The sequence below is a fragment of the Streptomyces sp. NPDC049915 genome (genome assembly GCF_040656475.1).
Taxonomy (GTDB): domain Bacteria; phylum Actinomycetota; class Actinomycetes; order Streptomycetales; family Streptomycetaceae; genus Streptomyces.
This window is the reverse complement of sequence record NZ_JBFAMH010000005.1, coordinates 62774-84064: the sequence shown is the minus strand read 5'-3', so window position 1 is coordinate 84064 and position 21291 is coordinate 62774. Positions and strand designations below refer to the sequence as shown.

The 21291-nt window shown below is 73.6% G+C and carries 22 protein-coding genes; 9 read left to right on the top strand and 13 right to left on the bottom strand.

The annotated features are described in order from the left end of the window. Nucleotides 1–20 precede the first annotated feature (20 nt). Complete coding sequence (locus AB0J12_RS10185) at nt 21–1178, top strand: FAD-dependent monooxygenase (RefSeq protein ID WP_363263807.1); 1158 nt, start codon at nt 21–23, stop codon at nt 1176–1178. A gap of 477 nt (nt 1179–1655) precedes the next feature. On the opposite strand, the gene paaK is transcribed toward AB0J12_RS10185, so the two are convergent. After that, nucleotides 1656–2954, bottom strand: a complete 1299-nt coding sequence (gene paaK, locus AB0J12_RS10180) for a phenylacetate--CoA ligase PaaK (protein ID WP_363263806.1) — start codon at nt 2952–2954, stop codon at nt 1656–1658. Between the two features lie 174 nt (nt 2955–3128). On the opposite strand from paaK, the gene AB0J12_RS10175 reads away from it, so the two are divergent. Then, nucleotides 3129–3971, top strand: a complete 843-nt coding sequence (locus tag AB0J12_RS10175; protein ID WP_363263805.1) for an alpha/beta hydrolase — start codon at nt 3129–3131, stop codon at nt 3969–3971. Nucleotides 3972–4002: 31 nt separating this feature from the next. Here AB0J12_RS10175 and AB0J12_RS10170 read toward each other — a convergent pair whose 3' ends face one another. Further along, nucleotides 4003–4602: a DUF6069 family protein gene (locus AB0J12_RS10170; RefSeq protein ID WP_363263804.1), complete on the bottom strand. Its 600-nt coding sequence runs from the start codon at nt 4600–4602 to the stop codon at nt 4003–4005. Nucleotides 4603–4742: 140 nt separating this feature from the next. Further along, complete coding sequence (locus AB0J12_RS10165) at nt 4743–5438, bottom strand: type 1 glutamine amidotransferase domain-containing protein (protein WP_363263803.1); 696 nt, start codon at nt 5436–5438, stop codon at nt 4743–4745. A 142-nt stretch (nt 5439–5580) separates the two neighbouring features. Here AB0J12_RS10165 and AB0J12_RS10160 point away from each other — a divergent pair, with 142 nt between their 5' ends. Continuing rightward, on the top strand, nt 5581–6483 hold the full coding sequence (locus tag AB0J12_RS10160) for a LysR family transcriptional regulator (RefSeq protein WP_363263802.1): 903 nt from the start codon (nt 5581–5583) through the stop codon (nt 6481–6483). Nucleotides 6484–6626: 143 nt separating this feature from the next. After that, nucleotides 6627–7238 (top strand): alpha/beta fold hydrolase, encoded by a 612-nt coding sequence (locus AB0J12_RS10155; RefSeq protein ID WP_363263801.1) that lies wholly within the window; start codon nt 6627–6629, stop codon nt 7236–7238. Between the two features lie 12 nt (nt 7239–7250). On the opposite strand, the gene AB0J12_RS10150 is transcribed toward AB0J12_RS10155, so the two are convergent. Together AB0J12_RS10150 and AB0J12_RS10145 are read right to left on the bottom strand one after the other, a co-directional pair. Then, nucleotides 7251–8129: an SDR family oxidoreductase gene (locus tag AB0J12_RS10150; RefSeq protein WP_363263800.1), complete on the bottom strand. Its 879-nt coding sequence runs from the start codon at nt 8127–8129 to the stop codon at nt 7251–7253. 50 nt (nt 8130–8179) lie between these two features. Beyond that, complete coding sequence (locus tag AB0J12_RS10145) at nt 8180–8632, bottom strand: YbhB/YbcL family Raf kinase inhibitor-like protein (RefSeq protein WP_363263799.1); 453 nt, start codon at nt 8630–8632, stop codon at nt 8180–8182. A 93-nt stretch (nt 8633–8725) separates the two neighbouring features. Between AB0J12_RS10145 and AB0J12_RS10140 the strand changes: the two genes are divergently transcribed. Next, entirely contained in the window at nt 8726–9178 is a 453-nt protein-coding gene (locus AB0J12_RS10140) for an NAD(P)H-dependent oxidoreductase (protein ID WP_363263798.1), read from the top strand. 24 nt (nt 9179–9202) lie between these two features. Here the strand turns inward: AB0J12_RS10140 and AB0J12_RS10135 are convergent, their stop codons facing one another. Continuing rightward, the gene (locus tag AB0J12_RS10135; RefSeq protein WP_363263796.1) at nt 9203–9466 is read right to left on the bottom strand and encodes a GlsB/YeaQ/YmgE family stress response membrane protein; all 264 of its coding nucleotides are present in this window, start codon (nt 9464–9466) and stop codon (nt 9203–9205) included. A gap of 193 nt (nt 9467–9659) precedes the next feature. On the opposite strand from AB0J12_RS10135, the gene AB0J12_RS10130 reads away from it, so the two are divergent. From AB0J12_RS10130 to AB0J12_RS10115, 4 genes are all read left to right on the top strand, one after another. Next, nucleotides 9660–10085: a CBS domain-containing protein gene (locus AB0J12_RS10130; protein ID WP_363263795.1), complete on the top strand. Its 426-nt coding sequence runs from the start codon at nt 9660–9662 to the stop codon at nt 10083–10085. A 116-nt stretch (nt 10086–10201) separates the two neighbouring features. Beyond that, nucleotides 10202–10891: a PAS domain-containing protein gene (locus tag AB0J12_RS10125; RefSeq protein WP_363263794.1), complete on the top strand. Its 690-nt coding sequence runs from the start codon at nt 10202–10204 to the stop codon at nt 10889–10891. Further along, the gene (locus AB0J12_RS10120; protein ID WP_363263793.1) at nt 10888–11859 is read left to right on the top strand and encodes a threo-3-hydroxy-L-aspartate ammonia-lyase; all 972 of its coding nucleotides are present in this window, start codon (nt 10888–10890) and stop codon (nt 11857–11859) included. The genes AB0J12_RS10125 and AB0J12_RS10120 overlap by 4 nt, the downstream gene beginning before the upstream one ends. A gap of 158 nt (nt 11860–12017) precedes the next feature. Further along, nucleotides 12018–12374 carry a cupin domain-containing protein gene (locus AB0J12_RS10115; protein ID WP_363263792.1) on the top strand — a complete coding sequence of 119 codons (357 nt, stop codon included), beginning with the start codon at nt 12018–12020 and terminating at the stop codon, nt 12372–12374. A 22-nt stretch (nt 12375–12396) separates the two neighbouring features. On the opposite strand, the gene AB0J12_RS10110 is transcribed toward AB0J12_RS10115, so the two are convergent. The 7 genes from AB0J12_RS10110 to AB0J12_RS10080 form a co-directional block, all read right to left on the bottom strand. Continuing rightward, nucleotides 12397–13764, bottom strand: a complete 1368-nt coding sequence (locus AB0J12_RS10110) for a VWA domain-containing protein (protein ID WP_363263791.1) — start codon at nt 13762–13764, stop codon at nt 12397–12399. Continuing rightward, entirely contained in the window at nt 13761–14618 is an 858-nt protein-coding gene (locus AB0J12_RS10105) for a MoxR family ATPase (protein ID WP_363263790.1), read from the bottom strand. Before AB0J12_RS10105 ends, AB0J12_RS10110 begins: the two co-directional genes overlap by 4 nt. A gap of 103 nt (nt 14619–14721) precedes the next feature. Continuing rightward, the gene (locus tag AB0J12_RS10100; RefSeq protein WP_363263789.1) at nt 14722–15372 is read right to left on the bottom strand and encodes a lactate utilization protein C; all 651 of its coding nucleotides are present in this window, start codon (nt 15370–15372) and stop codon (nt 14722–14724) included. Beyond that, nucleotides 15369–16871 (bottom strand): LutB/LldF family L-lactate oxidation iron-sulfur protein, encoded by a 1503-nt coding sequence (locus tag AB0J12_RS10095; RefSeq protein ID WP_363263788.1) that lies wholly within the window; start codon nt 16869–16871, stop codon nt 15369–15371. Before AB0J12_RS10095 ends, AB0J12_RS10100 begins: the two co-directional genes overlap by 4 nt. Beyond that, nucleotides 16868–17623: a (Fe-S)-binding protein gene (locus AB0J12_RS10090; protein WP_363263787.1), complete on the bottom strand. Its 756-nt coding sequence runs from the start codon at nt 17621–17623 to the stop codon at nt 16868–16870. The genes AB0J12_RS10095 and AB0J12_RS10090 overlap by 4 nt, the downstream gene beginning before the upstream one ends. 74 nt (nt 17624–17697) lie before the next feature. After that, the gene (locus AB0J12_RS10085; RefSeq protein ID WP_363263786.1) at nt 17698–19146 is read right to left on the bottom strand and encodes a rhamnulokinase family protein; all 1449 of its coding nucleotides are present in this window, start codon (nt 19144–19146) and stop codon (nt 17698–17700) included. Beyond that, nucleotides 19143–21182, bottom strand: a complete 2040-nt coding sequence (locus tag AB0J12_RS10080) for a bifunctional aldolase/short-chain dehydrogenase (protein WP_363263785.1) — start codon at nt 21180–21182, stop codon at nt 19143–19145. Before AB0J12_RS10080 ends, AB0J12_RS10085 begins: the two co-directional genes overlap by 4 nt. Between the last annotated feature and the right edge of the window lie 109 nt (nt 21183–21291).

The following is a 21291-nucleotide window of genomic DNA, read 5'->3' as shown; positions in this document are numbered from 1 at the left end:
GACGAGAAATAGGGGGCGGCATGCGCGGACGTGCGGTGGTCGTGGGAGGGGGCATCGGTGGGCTGGCGGCCGCGATCGGACTGCGCCGGACCGGCTGGGAGGTGACCGTCGTCGAACGCGCGCCGGTCCTCGCGGACGTCGGCGCCGGTATCTCCCTGCACTCCAACGGTCTGCGCGCGCTGGACGCGCTCGGCGCCGGCGCGGCGGTGCGGGCGGCCGCGCGGCCCGTGCACACCGGCGGCACCCGTACCCCCGACGGCCGCTGGCTGACCCGGCTGGACGGCGCCGCGCTGGCCCGCGCCGTGGGGGACCCGATCCACGGCATCACCCGGGCCGACCTGCACCGGCTGCTGCGCGAGACACTGCCCGCCGACCGGCTGCACGTCGGCACACAGGCCACCGGCATCGACCTCACCGACCCCGCCCGGCCGCGGGTGCTGTTCGCGGACGGTGCCCTGGAGGCCGACCTGGTGGTGGCCGCCGACGGCGTCAACAGCCGGCTGCGCGCGCAGCTCCTGCCCGGTCATCCGGGGCCGGTGCACAGCGGCTCCACCGTCCTGCGGGCGCTCACCGACGGGCCGCTCGCCGTGCCCACCGACTTCTGTCTGACCTGGGGCCCGGGTGCGGAGTTCGGCCACCTCGCCCTGGCGGACGGCCGCGCGGAGTGGTTCGCGGTGCTGGGCGCGCCGCCGGGCACCCGGTACGCCGACGCCCTGGCCGCCGTACGGGAACGGTTCGCCGGCTGGCACGACCCGATCCCTGAGCTGCTGGCGGCCACCCGCCCGCAGGACGTCCTGCACCACGACATCCACGAACTGGCCACGCCCCTGCCCACGTTCGCCTCCGGCCGGGTGGCGCTGCTCGGCGACGCCGCCCACGCCATGACCACCAACCTCGGCCAGGGCGCCTGCCAGGCCCTGGAGGACGCGGTGGTGCTGGCCGCCGCCCTGGCCGCCGAGCCGTCCGTCGAGGCGGCCCTCGTCCGCTACGACGCCGAGCGCCGCCCGCGCAGCGCCGGGGTCGCCCGCGCCGCGCGCCAGGCCGGCCGCATGGGCCACCAGCTCACCCACCCGCTGGCCGTCGGCCTGCGCAACACCGCGGTACGGCTCACTCCGCCCGCCGTGATGCTGCGCGGCCTGCTGCGGCACGCGGACTGGACGCCGCCCGCGCTGACATGACGGCGGTCCGCGATCGCTGACGTGACGGCGGACCGCAACGCGTCGAACGCCGGCGGGACCCGTCGGCGCCCGCCTGCACGACTATGCGGCCCGCGCGCGTACGTGGCCCCGGCCCGCACGCATATGTGGCCCCGCGGATACGTGGCCCGCGGGATGTTCGGGCCGTAAGCACCGTGCGAACAACTGCGCGGCCTTTCGACGCCTGCCCGCGCGTCTACGCGGCGCCATTGGTGCCGGGCTGCCCGGTTGTGCGCACGGCTGCGGGGCCGCGCGACGGACCACCCGTCGGCGCTTGCCCGGGCGACTGCGGGCCCCGGCGCTCGCCCGCGCGCCCGCGCGGCACCGGCGCCCGCCGGGGTGACCGCGCGGCCCGTCGCCTCCGCGCACTCGGCTGCGGCCCCTCGGCGCTCGCCCGCGACGGCCCGCGCAGACCGCGCTCGCCCGCGCAACGGCCCGCGCAGACCCGCCGCGCCCGTCTCAGCGCGGGCGCAGGTCGACGATCCGGCGGATCTTGCCGACCGAGCGTTCCAGGGACTCCGGGTCGACGATCTCGACGCCGACCGAGACCCCGATGCCGTCCTTGACGGCCGTCGCGATGGACCGGGCGGCGGCCTCACGGGCCTCGCGGCCGGCGTCGGGGCGGGCCTCGGCGCGGACGGTGAGGGCGTCCATGCGGCCCTCGCGGGTCAGCCGCAGCTGGAAGTGCGGCGCGATGCCCGGTGTGCGCAGCACGATCTCCTCGATCTGGGTCGGGAAGAGGTTCACGCCGCGCAGGATCACCATGTCGTCGCTGCGGCCGGTGATCTTCTGCATCCGCCGGAACACGCGGGCCGTGCCCGGCAGCAGCCGGGTCAGATCACGGGTGCGGTAACGGACGATGGGCATGGCCTCCTTGGTGAGCGAGGTGAAGACCAGCTCGCCCTCCTCCCCGTCCGGCAGCACCTCGCCGGTGATCGGGTCGACGACCTCCGGGTAGAAGTGGTCCTCCCAGATGTGCAGGCCGTCCTTGGTCTCCACGCACTCCTGCGCCACGCCGGGGCCGATCACCTCCGACAGCCCGTAGATGTCGACGGCGTCGATGCCGAACCGCGCCTCGATCTCCCGGCGCATCTCCTCCGTCCACGGCTCGGCGCCGAAGACACCCACCTCCAGCGACGTGGAGCGCGGGTCGACGCCCTGCCGCTCGAACTCGTCGAGCAGGGTGAGCATGTACGACGGCGTCACCATGATGATCCGCGGCCCGAGGTCCTGGATCAGCTGCACCTGGCGGGCGGTCATCCCGCCGGACGCGGGGACGACCGTACAGCCGAGGCGCTCGGCGCCGTAGTGGGCGCCCAGGCCGCCCGTGAACAGGCCGTAGCCGTAGGCGATGTGCACGATGTCGCCGGGGCGGCCGCCCGCCGCGCGGATCGAGCGGGCCACCATGTCCGCCCACAGCGACAGGTCGCCGTCGGTGTAGCCGACGACCGTGGGGCGGCCGGTGGTGCCGCTGGAGGCGTGCAGCCGGCGGACCCGGTCCCGGGGGACGGCGAACAGCCCGAAGGGGTAGTTCTCGCGCAGGTCGGCCTTGACGGTGAACGGGAACCTCGCGAGGTCCTCCAGCGAGCGGCAGTCCTTCGGATGCACGCCCGCCTTGTCGAAGGCCTCCCGGTAGAACGGCACGTTCGTGTACGCGTGCCGCAGCGACGACCGCAGCCGCTCCAGCTGCAGCGCGCGCAGGGCGTCCCGGTCGAGCCGTTCCCCCGAGTCCAGCAGGTCCGCCGTCGCATCCGCCATCGGGACTTCTCCCTCACCAACCATGCCAATCCGGGCGACCGATCATTCGGTCGAGGTGCTGTGGATCAGTAATCCAGGCGACTGCGGAGCAGGCAAGAGGGAAGGGCGCACTTTTTCGCCTCGGTCCCGGAAATACCTTGCGGGGCACGGGTACGACGACCGATGCTCTCGATCATGCCGACCTTCACCGCTGCCGACGGCACCGAGCTGGCGTACCACCAGCGCGGTACGGGCGACCCCCTCGTCGTCGTGCCCGGCGGCCCCATGCGGGCCTCCGCCTACCTCGGGGACCTGGGCGGCCTCGCCCGGCACCGCCGCCTGGTCCTGCTGGACCTGCGCGGCACCGGCGACTCGGCGGCACCGGCCGACCCGGCGACGTACCGCTGCGACCGGCTGGTGGGCGACGTCGAGGCGCTGCGGGTCCACCTCGGCCTGGACCGGATGGACCTGCTCGGGCACTCGGCGGGCGGCAGCCTCGCCGCCCTGTATGCGGCCCGCCACCCGCACCGGACGGCCCGGCTCGCGCTCGTCACCACCGCCCTGCGGCCGCTGGGGCTGCGGGCGAGCCCGCAGGACCGGCTGACGGCGGCCCGGCTGCGGCAGCGCAGGCCGGGCTTCGAGGACGCCTTCGCCGCGCTGCGGGCCTGGCTGGCGGGGGAGCGGGAGTACGGTCTCGACGTCGCGCCCTTCTTCTACGGCCGCTGGGACGACGCCGCCCGGGCGCACGCGGAGTCCGAGGAAGCGCAGACCAACGACGACGCGGCCGACCGCTACTTCGACCCGGAGGCCTTCGACCCGCCGGCGACCCGGGCCGCGCTGTCCGCGCTGAGTTCCCCGGTGCTGTTCCTCGCCGGAGAGCTGGACGGCGGCCCCAGCCCGGCCCTGACCCGGCGCGCCGCCGAATCCTTCCCGCACGCGGAGGTCGCCGTACAACCGGGCGCCGGGCACTACCCGTGGCTCGACGACCCCGAGTGGTTCGTACGGCGCGTGACGGCGTTCCTCGACACGGCGGCGTAGGCCCTGGTCGGGCCGGACAACGCGACGCCGGTCACCACCCGCGGCGTACCGCTCCGCGCCCCACCGCCGACAGCAGGGAGCCGATCGTGGCGCCGACGGCCAGGTTCACCGCGGCGATGCCGATGTGGGCGCCGGTGCTCGCGGCCGTCGTGAAGGGCAGCACGACGGCCGCCGCCGTGCCCGCCGTGACCAGCCAGGTGAACATGCGGCCGGGGCGCGGAACGGTCAGGACGAGGACATGGACCAGACCGGTCGCGACGAGGGCGGCCACGGCCGCGCCCGCCGCCGGAATCCTCGTGGAGGCGCTCTCCATCACGTCGTCGCCCCGGGGCACGAACAGCGCAACCCCCAGCACCCCGCGCACGACCAGCAGTGCCGCGACGGCCGCGAGCCCGGCGACCCCGGCCGCCATCACCCCGCCCGCCCACAGCCGCCCGGCGTTGAGGCCGGGTGCGCGCCGCGCGGGCGGGGCAGCGGCGGAGGAGGGCGGCGTCTGCGGCGGTGACGGTGAGACGGTGGCGGAGGGTGCCGCCTGCGGGGACGAGACGGCGGTGGCGGGGACCGCCTGGGCCGCGTGCGGGGAGTCCTGGGCCGCCCGGGGGGCGTTCTCGGGCGGGTCGGGTGTCTCCATGCGTGACCTCCTGCCGTGCTGCTGCCGGGCCTTCGCTGCCCTCAGTCAAGAGCCCCGGCGCCCCGGCCGCATGTCGGGGCGGTCCGGCAGGTCACGGTTCACCCGGACGGGCTCAGCCCGGCCGGCGCCCCGACCGGCTCTCAGCCCAGCCGCTTCAGCAGCTCGGCCGCGAGCGGCGCGGAGGAGGCCGGGTTCTGGCCGGTGACCAGGGTGCGGTCGGTCACCACGTGCGGCGCCCACGGCTCGGCCGCCTCCACCAGCACGCCCGCCTCGGTGAGCCGGTCCTGCAGCAGCCACTTCACCTGGTCGGCGAGGCCGCCCTGGATCTCCTCGGCGTTGGTGAAGGCGGCGACCCGGTAGCCGGCGAAGGCGTTGCCGCCGTCCGACGAACGGGCCGCCAGCAGTGCGGCCGGGCCGTGGCAGACCACGCCGAGCGGCGTGCCGGCGGCCAGCGCCTCGGTCAGCAGCCGGCCGGAGCCGGCGTCGACCGCCAGGTCCTCCATGGGGCCGTGACCGCCGGGGTAGAAGACGGCGGCGTAGTCGCCGAGGGTGACGTCCTCCAGGCGCACCGGCCGCCGCAGCTCGGCCATCGCGTCCAGCGCGGCGGCGATCCGGTCGGCGTTGTCCTGGCCGCCGTTGACCTCGGCCTCGAGGCTGGCCTTGTCGACGGGCGGCACCACACCGCCGGGCGTGGCGACGACGATCTCGTGTCCGGCGGCCTTGAACGCCTCGTACGGGGCGACGGCCTCCTCCGCCCAGAAACCGGTCGGGTGCTGGGTGCCGTCGGCGAGCGTCAGCCGGTCGGCACCGGTCATCACAAAGAGGATCTTCGACATGGGTCTCTTCCGTGAGGTTCGTGAGGGGTGACTGTCACGGTCGACCGTAGGGCGGCCGGCCATAGGAATCCAATGAACATCTCCATGACTGCCATTGGTCTGCCTATGGCTCGGCCGGTCTTCGGCCCCGTACATTCGACGGGTGACCGACCAGCTCGACCTCAACCAGTTGCGCACCTTCCTCGCCGTGTACCGCTCCGGCTCCTTCACGGGCGCCGCCCAGCTGCTGGGCCTGTCCCAGCCCACGGTCACCACGCAGATGCGGGCCCTGGAGCGGCAGACCGGGCGCGAGCTGTTCGAGCGCGGCCCGCGCGGCGTCGTGCCGACCGCCGTCGCCGACGAACTCGCCGCCCGGATCTCCACGCCGCTGGACGAGCTGGCGACCGTGGCCGGCCCCGACCCGGCCGCCGGCGACCGCCGCGCTCCCGTGCACCTTGCCGGGCCCGCCGAGCTGCTGTGCAGCCGCGCCCTGCCCGCGCTGGCCCCGCTGGTCGCCGACGGCGTACGGCTGCGCGTGAGCCCCGGCCTGACCGACGCGCTGCTCGACGAACTGCGCGCCGGCCGCCACGACCTCGTCATCGCCACCGCCCGCCCGCGCGGCCGGGCCCTGACCTCCGTGCCGCTGACCGACGAGGAGTTCGTGCTCGTCGCTGCCCCCGTCTGGGCCGACGCCCTCAAGGAACGGCTCGCCGTCGAGGGCCCCGCCGTGCTGCACCCCGTCCCGCTCGTCAGCTACGCCGAGGACCTGCCGATCGCCCGCCGCTACTGGCGCCATGTCTTCGGCCGCCGGCTGTCGTGCACGGCGGCCGTCACGGTGCCGGATCTGCGCGGGGTGCTCGCCGCGGTGGAGGCGGGCGCCGGGTTCACCGTGCTGCCCCGCTACCTGTGCCTGGACCAGCTGGCCCGCGGCACCCTCGTCCCGCTGCACGAACCCGACGACCCACCCATCAACACCGGTTTCCTGGTGCAGCGCCCCGGCGTCGGCGACAACCCGGACGTCGCCCGGGTGCGCGAGGTGCTGCTGCGGGCCGCGCGCGGCTGGTAGGCACCGTCGGGGGGGGGGGGCCCCCCCCCCCCCGGGGGGGGGGGGGGCGCCCAGGCGTGCCCCGCCCGGCGAGGGGTGGAGCCGCCCAGAACACTCGAACCCTCCGGGGGCCCGGGGGGGCCGCCCCGCGGGCACGGGGTCTCGTGGTGCCGGACGGCGCCCGGGCCGTGGTGCTGTTCGCGCACGGCAGCGGCAGCTCCCGGCACAGTCCGCGCAACCGCATGGTCGCCGACCGGCTGCGGGAGGCCGACCTCGCCACCCTCCTCGTCGATCTGCTCACCGAGGACGAGGACGAGCGCGACCGGATCACCGCCGAGCACCGTTTCGACATCTCACTGCTCGGCGCGCGGCTCGCGGCCGCCCTCGACTGGCTCGGCCGGGAGGCGGCCACCCGCGAGCTGCCCGTCGCGCTGTTCGGCGCCAGCACGGGCGCCGCGGCGGCGCTGGTCGCGGCGGCGCGGCGGCCCGAGCGGGTCCTCACGGTCGTCTCCCGCGGCGGCCGCCCCGATCTGGCGGGCGACGCCCTGGGCGCCGTACGCGCGCCGGTCCTGCTGCTGGTCGGCGGCCGGGACGGGGAGGTGCTGCGGCTCAACGAGGCCGCCGCGCGCGAGCTGGGCGGCCCGCACACGCTGCACGTCGTGCCCGGCGCCACGCATCTCTTCGAGGAACCCGGCACCCTGGAGGAGGTCGCCGACACGGCCCGGCAGTGGTGCGTCGACGTCCTGGACGCCGCCGGGGGCGCCCAGGACGGATGAGGACGGCGGGTCTCAGGGCAGCGGTGTCCCACCCGTCGCGTTGACGATCTCCGCCGTGATGTACGACGCCTCCTGCGAGGCGAGGAACACATACGCGGGCGCCATCTCGGCGGGCTGCGCGGGCCGCCCGATCGGTGCCTGCTTGCCGAACTCGGCCGTGTCCGGCAGCGTCGCCGGGATCAGCGGCGTCCACACCGGCCCCGGAGCCACGGCGTTGACCCGGATGCCCCGGTCGATCAGCATCTGCGCGAGGCCCTGCGTGAAGGTGACGATCGCGCCCTTGGTCATCGCGTAGTCCAGCAGATGCGGGCTGGGCTTGTACGCCTGCACCGAGGCGCTGTTGATGACACTGCCGCCCTCGGGGATGTGCGGCACGGCGAACTTCGTCAGCCAGAACATGCCGTACAGGTTGGTGCGCATGACCCGGTCGAACTGCTCGGTCGAGATCGCCTCGATGCCGTCCGGCTGGGACATCTGGTAGGCGGCGTTGTTCACCAGCACGTCGATCCGGCCGAACTCCTGCACCGCCCGGTCGACCATCGCGCGGCAGGTGTCCTCCTCGCGGATGTCCGCCGGCACCGCGACCGCCCGGCGGCCCGCCTCCTGGACCAGCCGGGCGGTCTCGGCCGCCTCGTCCTTCTCGCTGTCCAGGTGGGTGAACAGCACGTCGGCGCCCTCGCGGGCGAACGCCAGGGCGACGGCCCGGCCGATTCCGGAGTCGCCGCCGGTGATCACCGCCTTGCGGTCCGTCAGCCGTCCGCTGCCCCGGTAGGACTCCTCACCGTGGTCGGGCGGCGGGTCCATGGGGCCCGTCCAGCCGGGATGCGGCTGGTCCTGGGCGGGGAAGTCGGGCTGCGGGTGCTGCTCGGCGGGGTGCTGGGGTTCGTTCACGGTTCGCCTTTCTCCGTGTTCTTCACGTTCTTCGCGTTCTTCCCGCCCGATCACCGCTGGTAGAGGCCCACCAGGGTGCCGCTCGCGAGCTGCTGCTTCTCCACCGCCTCGTGCACCTGCTCGGCCGAGGGCGCGTCGGGCAGGGCGCACGGCGCACCGAGGGCGTAGAGGCGGAAGAAGTACCGGTGCGCCTCGTCGCCGGGCGGTGGATGCGGCCCGCCCCAGCCGCGCCTGCCGTAGCCGTTGACGAGTTCGGTGCCGCCGGGCGGGCCGCTGCCCGTCTCCGCGCCCGTAGTGCCCGGGTCGACTCCTACGACGACCCAGTGCACGAAGGTGCCGGACGGGGCGTCCGGGTCCTCGCACAGCAGCACCAGTTCCGCCGTGCCGTCCGGCACACCGGACCAGGCCAGCGGAGGAGAGACGTTCTCGCCTTCCAGGGCGTAGCGGCGCGGTATGACGGCATGGTCGTTGAACGCGCTGCTTCTCAGTTCGATACCGGCCATGCGGCCGGAGTACCCGTGGGACTGTCGTGCATGCGGGGGGCCCGGGGTACGTGGGTTGCGTCCGGCGGGGCCGCCCCGGCAGGGTGGGGAGCCGTGGCCACCTTGCTGATCGTCCATCACACGCCGTCGCCGAACTGCCAGGCGCTGTTCGAGGCCGTCGTCTCCGGCGCGAGTGCCCCCGAGATCGAGGGCGTACGGGTCGTACGGCGCCCGGCGCTGGCCGCGACCGTCTCCGACGTGCTGGAGGCCGACGCGTACCTGCTCGGCACCCCGGCCAACCTCGGCTACATCTCCGGGGCCCTGAAGCACTTCTTCGACCAGGTCTACTACCCGTGCCTGGACGCCACGCGCGGCCGGCCCTTCGGCGCGTGGGTGCACGGCGGCAACGACGTGACGGGCGCGCTGCGGGCCCTCGACGCGATCACGACCGGCCTGGGCTGGCGCCGCGCCGCCGAGCCGGTGACCGTGACCGGCGAGCCCGCCAAGGCCGACATCGAGGCGTGCTGGGACCTGGGGGCCACCCTGGCGGCCGGCCTCATGGAGTGACCCCCGGTCGTGTGCCCGGCCGTCTCACCGACGCAGCTTCACCTTGCTGATCGCCGAGACGCCGAGTGCCGCGAGGGCGATCTGGATGAGCCACTCGATCCAGTCGACGCCCTTGGTGTTCGCCACGCCGAGCCCGGAGGCGATGCCGGTGCCTATGAACGCGGCGACGATGCCGATCACGATGGTCCACAGGATGCCGATGCGCTGGCGGCCGGGGACGGCGAGCCGGCCCAGAACGCCGATCACAATGCCGATAACAAGGGCGCTGATGACGCCGGAGATCTCCATGAGCGGTCTGTCACCCCTTCGTGGTTGGTGACTGCGTCGTTGATGGCGCCCGAGTGCCCGTTCGAACGGCCGGCAGTCCTCACGGCGCCCCGCCCGGCAGTCCTCACGGCACCCCGCCCGGCCGTCCGTTTGCCGTAGCCCGTTCGGGCTACGCTGCAAGCAGTCAGCGTTCCCCGGACGGGGGAGGTACCCCATGAGCCGGCTCATTCGTGACGTGATGCACCCCGGCGCGGTCGCGGTCGAACCTATGACCACCCTGGAGCGGGCCGCCCGGGTGATGCGCGAACAGGACGTGGGTGACGTCCTCGTCGCCTACGACTGCGACCTGTTCGGCGTCCTCACCGACCGCGACATCGTGATCCGTGCCGTCGCCGACGGCTGCGACCCGCACACCACGGCCGTCGGCACGGTGTGCAGCCGGCCGCCCGTGGTGACCGTGGCACCCACCGACACCACCGACCACGCGATCAAGCTCATGCGCGAGCACGCCGTACGGCGCCTGCCGGTCGTCGAGCACGGCGGCTGCCCGGTCGGCATGGTCAGCCTCGGCGACCTCGCCACGCTGGAGGACTCCACGAAGGCCCTGGCCGGGATCAGCGCGGCGACACCCAACCACTGAGACCCGGGCGCTCCCCGGGGTTCGCCTCCGCTGGTCGCGGCGGGGGCTTGCCGCGCCGCACGCGCTCTGCTTGGATTGTGAGTCCAGACATTGGACACACAATCCAAGGAGTGCTGGTGACCCCGTCGGACACCGCCCGGGACGGCGAACGTGACGCGATCCTCGCCGCCCTGGTGCCGGTCGTGCACGGCATCGCGGCCACCTTCGGCCCGGTGTGCGAGGTCGTGCTCCACGACTACCGGGAGCCGGAGAAATCGGTCGTCGCCGTGGCCGGATCGGTGACCGGACGGACGGTCGGCGGCGCGATGAGCGAGATCGGCATGCGCGTCCTGGCCCGCGGCGACGAAGCGGACGACGACCTGAACTACGTCACCCGCACCGCCGACGGCACCCGCGTCAAGTCCTCCACGATCGTGCTGCGCGACTCCACCGGCGCGGTCTTCGGCGCTCTGTGCGTCAACCTCGACGTCACCGCCGTCGACCGTGCCCACGCCCTGCTCGGCGCGCTCGCCGGGGCCGCGGGCGGCGCGTCGGAGCCGCCGGTCACCACCTTCGGCGACGACATCGACTCCGTCGTCGACGCGATCGTCGACGCGCATCTGCGCCGGCAGGACCAGACCTGGGCCGGCCTGGACCGCACCCGTCGGCTCGCCCTGTTCCGCAGCCTGGACGACCAGGGCGTCTTCGCCGTGCGTCGCGCGGTCGAGCAGGTCGCCGGCCGCCTCGGCATCTCCCGCGCCTCGGCCTACAGCTACCTCGCCCAGTCCCGCGCCGCCGCCCCGACCCCCGAGGGAGCCCACCCGTGACCCCAGCGCCGATCACCCTGGACGACGTCCGCGACGCCGCCGAGCGGATCAAGGGCGTCGCCCACCGCACCCCTGTCCTGCGCTCGCGCACCCTGGACGAGCGCGTCGGCGCCGAGGTCTTCCTCAAGTGCGAGAACTTTCAGCGCGTGGGCGCCTTCAAGTTCCGCGGCGCCTACAACGCCGCCTCCCGGCTCACCCCCGAGCAACTGGAGCGGGGCATCGCCGCCTACTCCTCCGGCAACCACGCCCAGGCAGTCGCCCTGGCCGCCCGCGAACTCGGCACCACCGCGGTCATCGTCATGCCCGAGGACGCCCCGCCGTCCAAGCGGGCGGCCACGGAAGGGTACGGCGCCGAGATCGTGACGTACGACCGCTACACCGGCGACCGGGTCGCCCTCGCCGAGGCGCTGGCCGCCGAGCGCGGTCTGACGCTCATCCCGCCCTACGAGCATCCGCACGTCATGGCCGGCCAGGGCACCGCCGCGCTGGAACTCCTCGAGGAAACCGGGGAACTGGACGCCCTGGTGGTCCCGGTCGGCGGCGGCGGGCTGATGGCCGGCAGCGCCACCGCCGCGACCGGACTGCGCCCCGGCATCCGAATGATCGGCGTGGAGCCGGAGGCCGGCGACGACACCAAGCAGTCGCTGGCGGCCGGCCGGCGGATCGAGATCCCGGTGCCGCGCACCCTCGCCGACGGCCAGGCCCTGCCCACGCCCGGTGAGCTGACGTTCTCCGTCAACCGGAGGCTCGTGGACGACATCGCCCTGGTCACGGACGACGAGATCCGGCAGGCGATGGTGTTCGCCTTCGAACGGCTCAAGATCGTCCTGGAGCCCAGCGGCGCCACCCCGCTCGCCGCCCTGCTGGCCGGCCGTGCGGGGACCGTGCCCGGGAGGGTCGGGCTGATCCTGTCCGGCGGCAACGTCGACGCCGAACGCTTCTCCCGGATCGTCCGTGGAGAGAGCTGAGAGAGCTTCACCGGCCGGCGACTGTTCACCCGAATGGCGGTCGCGCGCCTGCGGGCGGACGATGGTTGCACAGGGTTCGGCCCCGCCGCTCACGCCTGCTCCGCAGGAGGACGAGACCGGCCCCGGTCGCCGGGAGGCGGCGGGAAGGGAGGAGCGTCATGTTGGAGGCCAAGACGCTCGACAAGCCGGACGAACGGCGCGATTTCCCCAAGGGGCACCTCGAAGCCGTCCATCTGACCGGATGCGACTTCGCCGTGGCGACATTCGAGCCCGGCTGGCGCTGGACCGAGTCGGTGGGACCGATCGCCGGCACCGACACCTGCCAGGTGCACCACAACGGCTACATCGTCCAGGGCCGGATGCAGCTCCACATGGACGACGGCACCGAGGTCGAGGTCGGCCCGGGTGACGTCTTCGTGTGCTCGCCCGGACACGACGCCTGGGTGCTGGGCGACGAACAGTGCGTCGTCTACGACTTCCAGGGCCAGATGGCCAAGGAGTACGCCAAGAAGTGACGCGGTGTCGCACGGTGGGGCGTCAGATCGGGAGCAGACGCCCCACCAGCGCGCTCAACTGACCCACGGTGCGGCACTCGTACATCTCCACGACCTCCGCGTACTCGGGCGCGGCCGAGTCACCGGTGCCCCACTGGGCGAGCGGCTCCGGGTTCAGCCAGTACGTCCGGCGGGCCTGCCCGGCGATCTGCCGAAGCGCCGGCAGGTTCGGGTCGCTCATGTTGGTGCGGGCGTCGCCCAGCACGAACACCGTCGTGCGCGGACCCACCGCACCGCCGTACCGCTCCGCGAACTCGCCCAGCGCCACCCCGTAGTCGCTGCTGCCGTGCCAGCCGGTCAGCGTGGCCTCGGCGCGGATGCGCCCGCCGAGCCCCTCGGCGTCGGCGGTGCCGCGCACCAGCAGCCCGGTCACCTCGTCGACCCGGTTGACGAACGCGAACACCCGCACCTTGCTGAACTGGTCGTGCAGCGCCTGCACCAGCAGCATCGTGAAGTCCGAGAACCCGGACACCGACCCCGACACATCGCACAGCAGCACCAGTTCCGGCCGGGCCGGCCGGCGCCGGCGCAGCACCGGCCGCATCGGCACGCCGCCCGTCGACAGCGAACCGCGCAGCGTGCGCCGCAGATCGATCGTGCCGCGCGCCGCCCGTCGGCGCCGGGCGGCCAGCCGGGTCGCGAGCTTGCGCGCCAAGGGCTGCACCGTGCGCCGCAGTTCGGCCAGTTGATCCCGGCCCGCATACAGGAAGTCGACCCGGTCCACCGTCGGGGCCACCGCCCGCCGGGCGATCTCGTCCCGCCCGCGCCGCTCCGCCACCCGCCGCCGCGCCTCCGCCGCCACCAGCGCCCGGAAGGCGTCGATACGCCGGCGGATCTCGTCCTCCAGCAGCCGGCCGGCGAAGCCGCCGCCTCCGCCCCGCGCCCGCATCTGTTCCCGGACGGGCGCGAGCAGCGTCTGCGGCCGCAGCCGGTCCAGGGTCTGGTACGAGGAGAAACCGTCCGAGCCGGGTGAACTCCCGTACCCGCCGAGCGCGTCGACGGCGTCCACGGCGAGCCGGCCCATGGCCTCGGCGTCGCCGGCCGCCAGAGCCGCCGCGAGCCGCTCCCGCAGGTCCTCCCGGCCCGCCGGCTCCTGCCCGGGCCCGCCGACGGCGCGCGGGAAGTACAGGTCGAAGACGGGGTCGAACACCGGCCGCTGACCCGGGCCGTGCAGCAGGGTGGCGGCCAGCCCTTCCCGCAGCAGCTCCCGGTCGGCCAGCCCCAGCGCCTGCACGGCCTGCGCCGCGTCCACGCTCTCCCCGGTGCCGATCCGCATCCCGTGCGCCCGCAGCGCGGCGACGAACCCGGTCAGCCGCGCCGCGACGCCGCCCTGCTCGACCGGCACCGTCATACGGCGTCCAGGTCCAGCTTGGCCGCCGCCCTCAGCACGTCGTCCTGATGCTTGAGCAGCACACCGAGGGTCTCCCGGACCACCGCCTCGCCGAGGCTGTCCGCGCCGAGCGCCAGCAGGGTGCGCGCCCAGTCGATGGTCTCCGCGACCGACGGCACCTTGCGCAGGTCCATCGCGCGCAGCGCACCGACCACCCGCACCACCGACTCGGCCAGCGCCGTGTCGAGGTCCGGCACCTTCAGCCGGACGATGCGCCGCTCCAGCTCCTGTTCGGGGAAGCCGATGTGCAGGAACAGACAGCGGCGGCGCAGCGCCTCCGACAGCTCACGGGAGGCGTTGGAGGTGACCACCACGAACGGGCGGCGGGTCGCCGTGATCGTGCCCAGCTCCGGCACGGTCACCTGGAAGTCGCTGAGCACCTCCAGCAGCAGCCCCTCCACCTCGACGTCCGCCTTGTCCATCTCGTCGATCAGCAGCACCTTCTGCTCCTCGCCGCGGATCGCGGTGAGCAGCGGCCGGGAGAGCAGGAACTCCTCGCTGAAGATGTCCGTGCGCGCCTCGTCCCACGTCTCGTCACGGCCGGCGCTGATCCGCAGCAGCTGCTTGGCGTGGTTCCACTCGTACAGTGCCCGGGACTCGTCCACGCCCTCGTAGCACTGCAACCGCACCAGCCGTGCCCCGGCCACCTCGGCGACGGCCTTGGCCAGCTCCGTCTTGCCGACCCCGGCGGGTCCCTCCACCAGCAGCGGCTTGCCGAGGCGCGCGGCGAGGAAGACGGTGGTGGCCACGGCAGGTGAGGCGAGGTAACCGGTCTCGGCGAGGCGGGCGGAGACATCGTCGACGGACGTGAACAACTGCGCCTCCGGTGCGGTCGCGGACTGATCGGCGTACGGCTCCTATCTAAGCGCTTGTTCAGCCCACTGTCACTGCCCACCGGGGACACGGCCCGGGAGCGGATCAGCCGACGAGGACGACCTCCAGGGTGCGCGGGCCGTGGACGCCCTCGACGCGGTCGAGTTCGATGTCGCTGGTCGCCGACGGGCCGGAGATCCATGTCAGCGGCCGGAGGGGGTCGAGGCGTTCGAGCGCCTGCGGAACAGACGAGACGACCTGCTCGGGCACGCGGACGACACAGATGTGGTGGTCCGGGATCAGGGTGATCCGGCGCCGGCCCTGGTCGGGGGAGCCGTCGAGGACGATGGTGCCGGTCTCGGCGATCGCCACCGCGCAGCCGGTGACCACGCTGCCGACCTTGTCCAGCTCGTGCGGCGTGCTCACCGCGCGGTCGTGCACCCGCGTGGGATCGGCGGCCGACATCCACTCCGGCGGCAGCCCCGGCGGCACCAGGACCAGATCGGAGCCGCGCTCGGCCAGCAGCCGCATGATCAGATACGGCAGCTCCTCGTCACTCGCGCGGTGCACGACGGCCCGGTAGTCCGCCAGATTCTCCGCCAGCAGCTCCACCGTCTGCTCGACGGTCCGCTCCCCGTGCTCGCGCAGATAGTCCCGCGCCACCGCCTGCTCGTAGGGACCTTCGTCCGCCGGTACGTCCGCCAGGGCGCGCCGCACCCGGCCCAGGATCCGTTCCCTGCTGCTCGCGTGGCTCACTTGGCTTCCTTCTTCCCACCGTGGGTGCGCTGCCACCAGTCCCGGAACGGCTCGGCGGGCACCGCCGGCAGATCCCGGCTGCCCGTCCACGCCCGGCCGGGCCCCGGCAGGGACCGGGGATGGAACCGGCGGGTGCGCGAGGCCAGCCGCTGTCCGGCGCCCAGCACACCGGGATGGGTGAACGCCCAGCGCGCCGCCCGCATCGCGGCGCGCTCGGCGGCGTGACCCTTGGCGGGCCTGAGCACCACCTTGTTGCCGCCGCGCACCGCGGGTCCGCCCTCGACGACCCGCTCCCGCAGATGCACCAGCACCTCGGGGATGTCGATCGCCACCGGACACACCTCGTAGCACGCCCCGCACAGCGACGACGCGTACGGCAGCGAGGCGTCGATCTCGCTCCCGGTGCCCCGCAGCTGGGGGCTGAGGATCGCGCCGATCGGGCCGGGGTAGACCGACCCGTAGGCGTGCCCGCCCGCCCGTTCGTACACCGGGCACACGTTGAGGCACGCCGAGCAGCGGATGCAGCGCAGGGCCTGGCGTCCGACCTCGTCCGCGAGGGTGTCGGTTCGGCCGTTGTCGAGCAGGACCAGGTGGAACGTGCGCGGACCGTCGCCGTCCGTCGTTCCCGTCCACGTCGACGTGTACGGGTTCATGCGCTCGGCGGTGGAGGAGCGGGGGAGGGTCTGCAGGAACACCTCCAGATCCCGCCAGGTCGGCACGATCTTCTCGATGCCGACGACCGAGATCAGCGTCTCGGGCAGGGTCAGGCACATCCGCCCGTTGCCCTCGGACTCCACGACGACCAGCGTGCCCGTCTCGGCGACCATGAAGTTGGCACCGGAGACGCCGACCTTGGCCCGCAGGAACTTCTCCCGCAGATGCAGCCGGGCCGCCTCGGCGAGTTCGGCGGGCGTGTCGGTCAGGCCCTCGGGCGCGGGGCGGCCCCAGCCGGCCATCTCCGCGCGGAAGATGTCCCGGATCTCCCCCCGGTTGCGGTGGATCGCCGGGACCAGGATGTGCGAGGGCCGGTCCTTGCCCAACTGCACGATCAGCTCGGCGAGATCGGTCTCGTAGGCGCGGATTCCCTCCGCCTCGAGCGCCTCGTTCAGCCCGATCTCCTGCGTGGCCATCGACTTGACCTTGACGACCTCCGACTCGCCGGTCGCCTTGACCAGGTCGGTGACGATCCGGTTGGCCTCCTCGGCGTCGGCCGCCCAGTGCACGACACCGCCCGCCGCGGTCACCGACTCCTCCAACTGCTCGAGGTAGCGGTCGAGATGGCGCAGCGTGTGGTCCTTGATCCGCTTGCCTGCCTCCCGCAGCGCCGCCCAGTCGGAGACCTCGGCGACCGCCTTGGCCCGCTTGGCGCGGATGGTGTGGGTGGCGTGCCGCAGATTGCCGCGCAGGGTCGGGTCGTTCACGGCGTCGTGCGCGGCCTCGGGGAAGGCCGGGTGGGTGGGCGGGGGAAACGCAGGCATGCCCAGATACGTTCCGCTCATACCGCCGGCTCCTCCTCCGTGCTCGCCAGGATCTCCGCGATGTGCACCGGCCGCATGCCCACCTTCAGCCGGGCCATGGTCCCGCCGATGTGCATCAGACAGGAGTTGTCGGCCGCGCACAGCACCTCCGCGCCCGTCGACTCGGCGTGGCGCACCTTGTCCACGCCCATCGCGGCCGAGACGTCCGCGTTCTTCACCGCGAAGGTGCCGCCGAACCCGCAGCACTCATCGGCACCCGGCAGCTCCATCAGCTCGAGTCCCTTGACGGCCTCCAGCAGCCGGCGCGGCCGGTCACCGAGGCCCAGCGCACGCAGCCCGTGACAGGTCGGGTGGTAGGTGACCGTGTGCGGGTACCAGGCGCCGACGTCGGTCACGCCGAGCACGTCCACCAGGAACTCCGTCAGCTCGTACGTCTTCGGCACGACCGGCGCCACCGCCTCGGCCAGCGAGCCCCCGCGCCCCTCGGCCCGGGCCCGCTCGCCCATGCGTGGATACAGCTCACGCACCATCGCCCCGCACGACCCCGACGGCGTCACGATCGCGTCGTAGTCGCCGAAGACCTCGGCATAGCGGCGGGCCAGCGGCTCCGCCTCGTGCCGGTACCCGGTGTTGTAGTGGGCCTGCCCGCAGCAGGTCTGCGCGACCGGAAAGTCCACGTCGACGCCCAGCCGGTGCAGCAGCCGCACCACGGCCCGGCCCGTGTCCGGATAGAGCGTGTCGTTGACGCAGGTCAGGAACAGGGCGACACGCATCGCGGCTCCTCGAGAACTCGATCATCTCACCAGTGCAGGGTAATCGGCGCCCAGGGGACCGGGGGAGACCCGGTTCACCGTGCGGCGAGCCGGGCCTCGGCCGCCCGCCACCGCCCCGTGTCGCCGCGCGGCTCGTACCGCGTGAGCGGCTGGGTGCGCACCAGCAGGCGCCGCATGTCGGTCAGGTCGCCGACGAGTCCGTGCGCGCGGGCCTGCACCAGCATGTTGCCGAGTGCGGCCGCCTCCGTCGGCCCCGCCACCACCGGCAGCCCGCAGGCGTCGGCGGTGAGCTGGCACAGCAGCGCGTTGCGGGTGCCGCCGCCGACCACGTACACCACGTCCACCGGATGCCCGGCGAGCCGCTGCGCGTCCTGGACCGCCCGCCGGTGGGCGAGCGCCAGGGAGTCCAGGATGCAGCGGGTGATCTCACCCGGCGTGCCGGGCACCGGCTGACCGGACGCCCGGCACGCCTCGGCGATCCGCTCCGGCATCCGGCCGGGCGCCAGGAACGCCGTGTCCCCGGCGTCGACCACCGACCGCAGCGCCGGCGCCGCGGCCGCCTCCCGCAGCAGCGCGCCCAAGTCCTGTTCGCCCCAGGCCCGCTGGCACTCCTGGAGCAGCCACAGCCCCATGATGTTGCGCAGATGGCGGACCGTGCCGTCCAGGCCCAGCTCGTTGGTGAAGTTGGCGGCCCGGCTCTCCTCGGTCAGCACCGGCGCGGTCAGCTCCAGACCGGCCAGCGACCAGGTGCCGGTGCAGATGTAGGCGAACCGCTCGCCCGTCGCCGGCACCGCGGCCACCGCCGACGCCGTGTCGTGCGAGCCGACTGCCGTCACCGGAACCGGCCCGGTGAGCCCCGTCTCCCGGAGCACCCGGTCCCGCAGGACGCCCGCCGGATCACCGGGCTCCCGCAGTGGCGCGAACAGCCCGAGGTCGATCCCGAGCCGGTCGGCGATCCCGTACGCCCATGACCGCGTCCGGGGATCGATCAGCTGGGTGGTGGAGGCGTTGGTCAGCTCGGTGCCCTGCTCCCCGGTCAGCCAGTACGTCAGCAGATCGGGAATCAGCAACAGCCGCCTGGCGAGCGCGAACTGAGCGGTACCGGCGGCGGCCGTCAGCTGGTAGAGCGTGTTGAAGGGCGCGTACTGGATGCCGGTCGCCGCGTACAGCTCGGCTGCCGGGACGGTCGCCCACACCTTCTCCGCGGCGCCCTCGGTGCGCTGGTCGCGGTAGTGCACCGGGTTGCCGAGCAGCGCCCCGTCGGCATCCAGCAGGCCGTGGTCGACGGCCCAGCTGTCGATACCGACGGAGTCCACCCGACCGGCCGCCCGCAGCCCGTCCAGCACCCCGGCGTACAGCGCCAGGATGTCCCAGCGCAGCCCCTCCGGCGTGCGCACGGGCCGGTTGGGGAAGCGGTGCGCCTCGGTCAGCTCCAGCGAGTCCGGGCCGACCCGCCCGGTCATGACGCGCCCGCTGGAGGCACCGAGGTCGACCGCGGCGTACGTCTTCACGCGTCCGCTCATCGCAGGAAGGCGGCGGCGACGCCGGCGTCGACCGGGACGTGCAGGCCGGTGGTGTGGGTCAGGTCGCCGCCGGTGAGCGCGAAGACGGCGTTCGCGACGTGCTCGGGCAGCACCTCCCGCTTCAGGATGGTCCGCTGCGCGTAGAACTCGCCCAGCTTCTCCTCCTCCACCCCGTACACCGCCGCCCGCTGGGCGCCCCAGCCGCCCGCGAAGATGCCGGAGCCGCGCACCACACCGTCCGGGTTGACGCCGTTGACACGGATCCCGTGCTCGCCCAACTCGGCGGCCAGAAGCCGCACTTGATGGGCCTGGTCGGCCTTGGTGGCCGAGTAGGCGATGTTGTTCGGCCCGGCGAAGACGGCGTTCTTGGACGCGATGTAGACGATGTCACCACCGAGTTCCTGGGCGATCATCACCCGGGCCGCCTCCCGCGAGACGAGGAAGGAACCGCGGGCCATGATGTCGTGCTGCAGGTCCCAGTCCTTCGCGGACGTCTCCAGCAGCGGCTTGGAGATGGAGATCCCGGCGTTGTTCACCACCAGGTCCACCCCGCCGAAGGCGAGGACGGCCGCACGGAACGAGGCGGCGATCTGCTCCTCGTCCGTCACGTCCACGGTCACCGCGACGGCCCGGTCCGGCCCGCCCAGCTCCTCGGCGACCTCGGCGGCGTTCCCACCGTCGAGATCGGCGACGACGACACACGCGCCCTCGGCCACCAGCCGGTGGGCGATCGCCTTCCCGATGCCGCTGCCCGCGCCCGTCACCAGCGCCACCCGGGTCGCCAGCGGCTCGGGCTTCGGCATCCGCCGCAGCTTGGCCTCCTCCAGCGCCCAGTACTCGATACGGAACTTCTCGGACTCCTCGATCGGCGCGTACACCGAGACGGCCTCGGCCCCGTGCATCACGTTGATGGCGTTGACGTAGAACTCGCCGGCCACCCGCGCGGTCTGCTTGTCCTTGCCGAAGGAGAACATGCCCACGCCCGGCACCAGCACGATCGCCGGGTCGGCGCCACGCATCGCGGGGGAGTGGGCGGTCGCGTGCCGCTGGTAGTAGGCGGCGTATTCCTCACGGTAGGCGGCGTGCACTTCCTTCAGTCGCGCGACCGCCTCCTCCAGCGGCGCGGCCGGGGGCAGATCCAGCACCAGCGGCCGCACCTTGGTCCGCAGGAAGTGGTCCGGGCACGAGGTGCCCAGCGCGGCCAGCCGTGGATGCTCGGCCCGCGCCAGGAAGTCGAGGACCGCGTCGGAGTCGTCGAAGTGCCCGACCTGCGCCCGGTCCTGCGAGGCGACCGCGCGCACATACGGCGCCAGCGCGGCCGCCCGCTCCCGCCGCTCGCCCTCGGGCAGCGCCTCGTACCCCTCGATCACGGGGCCGAACGGCTCTGCCCTGCCCCGCTCGGCGAGGAACTTCTCCGCGGTGCGGATGATGTGCAGCGAGTTGCGCTCGCACTCCTCGGAGGTGTCACCCCAGGCGGTGATTCCGTGCCCGCCGAGAATGCAGCCGATGGCCTGCGGGTGGGCCTCCTTGATCGCGGCGATGTCCAGCCCCAGCTGGAACCCGGGCCGCCGCCACGGCACCCACACCACGGTGTCGCCGAAACACTCGACGGTCAGCTTCTCCCCATCGGCGGCACACGCCAGCGCGATGCCGGAGTCCGGGTGCAGATGATCGACGTGCGGGGCGTCGACGAGCCCGTGCATGGCGGTGTCGATGGACGGCGCGGCCCCGCCCTTGCCGTGCAGGCAGTAGTCGAACGCGGCGACCATCTCGTCCTCACGCTCCACACCGGGATACACCCCGACGAGCGCCCGCAACCGATCGAGCCGCAACACGGCGAGCCCGCTTTCGGTGAGCGTGCCGAGGTCGCCTCCCGACCCCTTCACCCACATCAGCTCGACGTCCCCACCCGTGACGGGATCGGTGGCAGTGCCCTTCGCGGAGGCGTTGCCGCCGGCGTAGTTGGTGTTCCGGGGATCGGAGCCGAGCCGATGCGAACGGGCGAGGAGAGCGGCGGCTTCGGGATGGACAGCCATGACTTTCAGTTCCTTTTCGAAGAGGGGGAGTGAAGAAGGGGCGGGGGGAACTGCGCGACCAGCCACAGCGGCCCCGCACCCCGCAACGAACAAGAACCCGGCAGACGCG

Coding starts and splice junctions, on each gene's coding strand:
- paaK (WP_363263806.1), bottom strand. CDS start 2,954: ATGGCGGATGCGACGGCGGACCTGCTGGACTCGGGGGAACGGCTCGAC.
- AB0J12_RS10115 (WP_363263792.1), top strand. CDS start 12,018: ATGTTGGAGGCCAAGACGCTCGACAAGCCGGACGAACGGCGCGATTTC.
- AB0J12_RS10130 (WP_363263795.1), top strand. CDS start 9,660: ATGAGCCGGCTCATTCGTGACGTGATGCACCCCGGCGCGGTCGCGGTC.
- AB0J12_RS10185 (WP_363263807.1), top strand. CDS start 21: ATGCGCGGACGTGCGGTGGTCGTGGGAGGGGGCATCGGTGGGCTGGCG.
- AB0J12_RS10175 (WP_363263805.1), top strand. CDS start 3,129: ATGCCGACCTTCACCGCTGCCGACGGCACCGAGCTGGCGTACCACCAG.
- AB0J12_RS10170 (WP_363263804.1), bottom strand. CDS start 4,602: ATGGAGACACCCGACCCGCCCGAGAACGCCCCCCGGGCGGCCCAGGAC.
- AB0J12_RS10165 (WP_363263803.1), bottom strand. CDS start 5,438: ATGTCGAAGATCCTCTTTGTGATGACCGGTGCCGACCGGCTGACGCTC.
- AB0J12_RS10095 (WP_363263788.1), bottom strand. CDS start 16,871: ATGAGCGGAACGTATCTGGGCATGCCTGCGTTTCCCCCGCCCACCCAC.
- AB0J12_RS10085 (WP_363263786.1), bottom strand. CDS start 19,146: ATGAGCGGACGCGTGAAGACGTACGCCGCGGTCGACCTCGGTGCCTCC.
- AB0J12_RS10145 (WP_363263799.1), bottom strand. CDS start 8,632: ATGGCCGGTATCGAACTGAGAAGCAGCGCGTTCAACGACCATGCCGTC.
- AB0J12_RS10135 (WP_363263796.1), bottom strand. CDS start 9,466: ATGGAGATCTCCGGCGTCATCAGCGCCCTTGTTATCGGCATTGTGATC.
- AB0J12_RS10090 (WP_363263787.1), bottom strand. CDS start 17,623: ATGCGTGTCGCCCTGTTCCTGACCTGCGTCAACGACACGCTCTATCCG.
- AB0J12_RS10080 (WP_363263785.1), bottom strand. CDS start 21,182: ATGGCTGTCCATCCCGAAGCCGCCGCTCTCCTCGCCCGTTCGCATCGG.
- AB0J12_RS10110 (WP_363263791.1), bottom strand. CDS start 13,764: ATGACGGTGCCGGTCGAGCAGGGCGGCGTCGCGGCGCGGCTGACCGGG.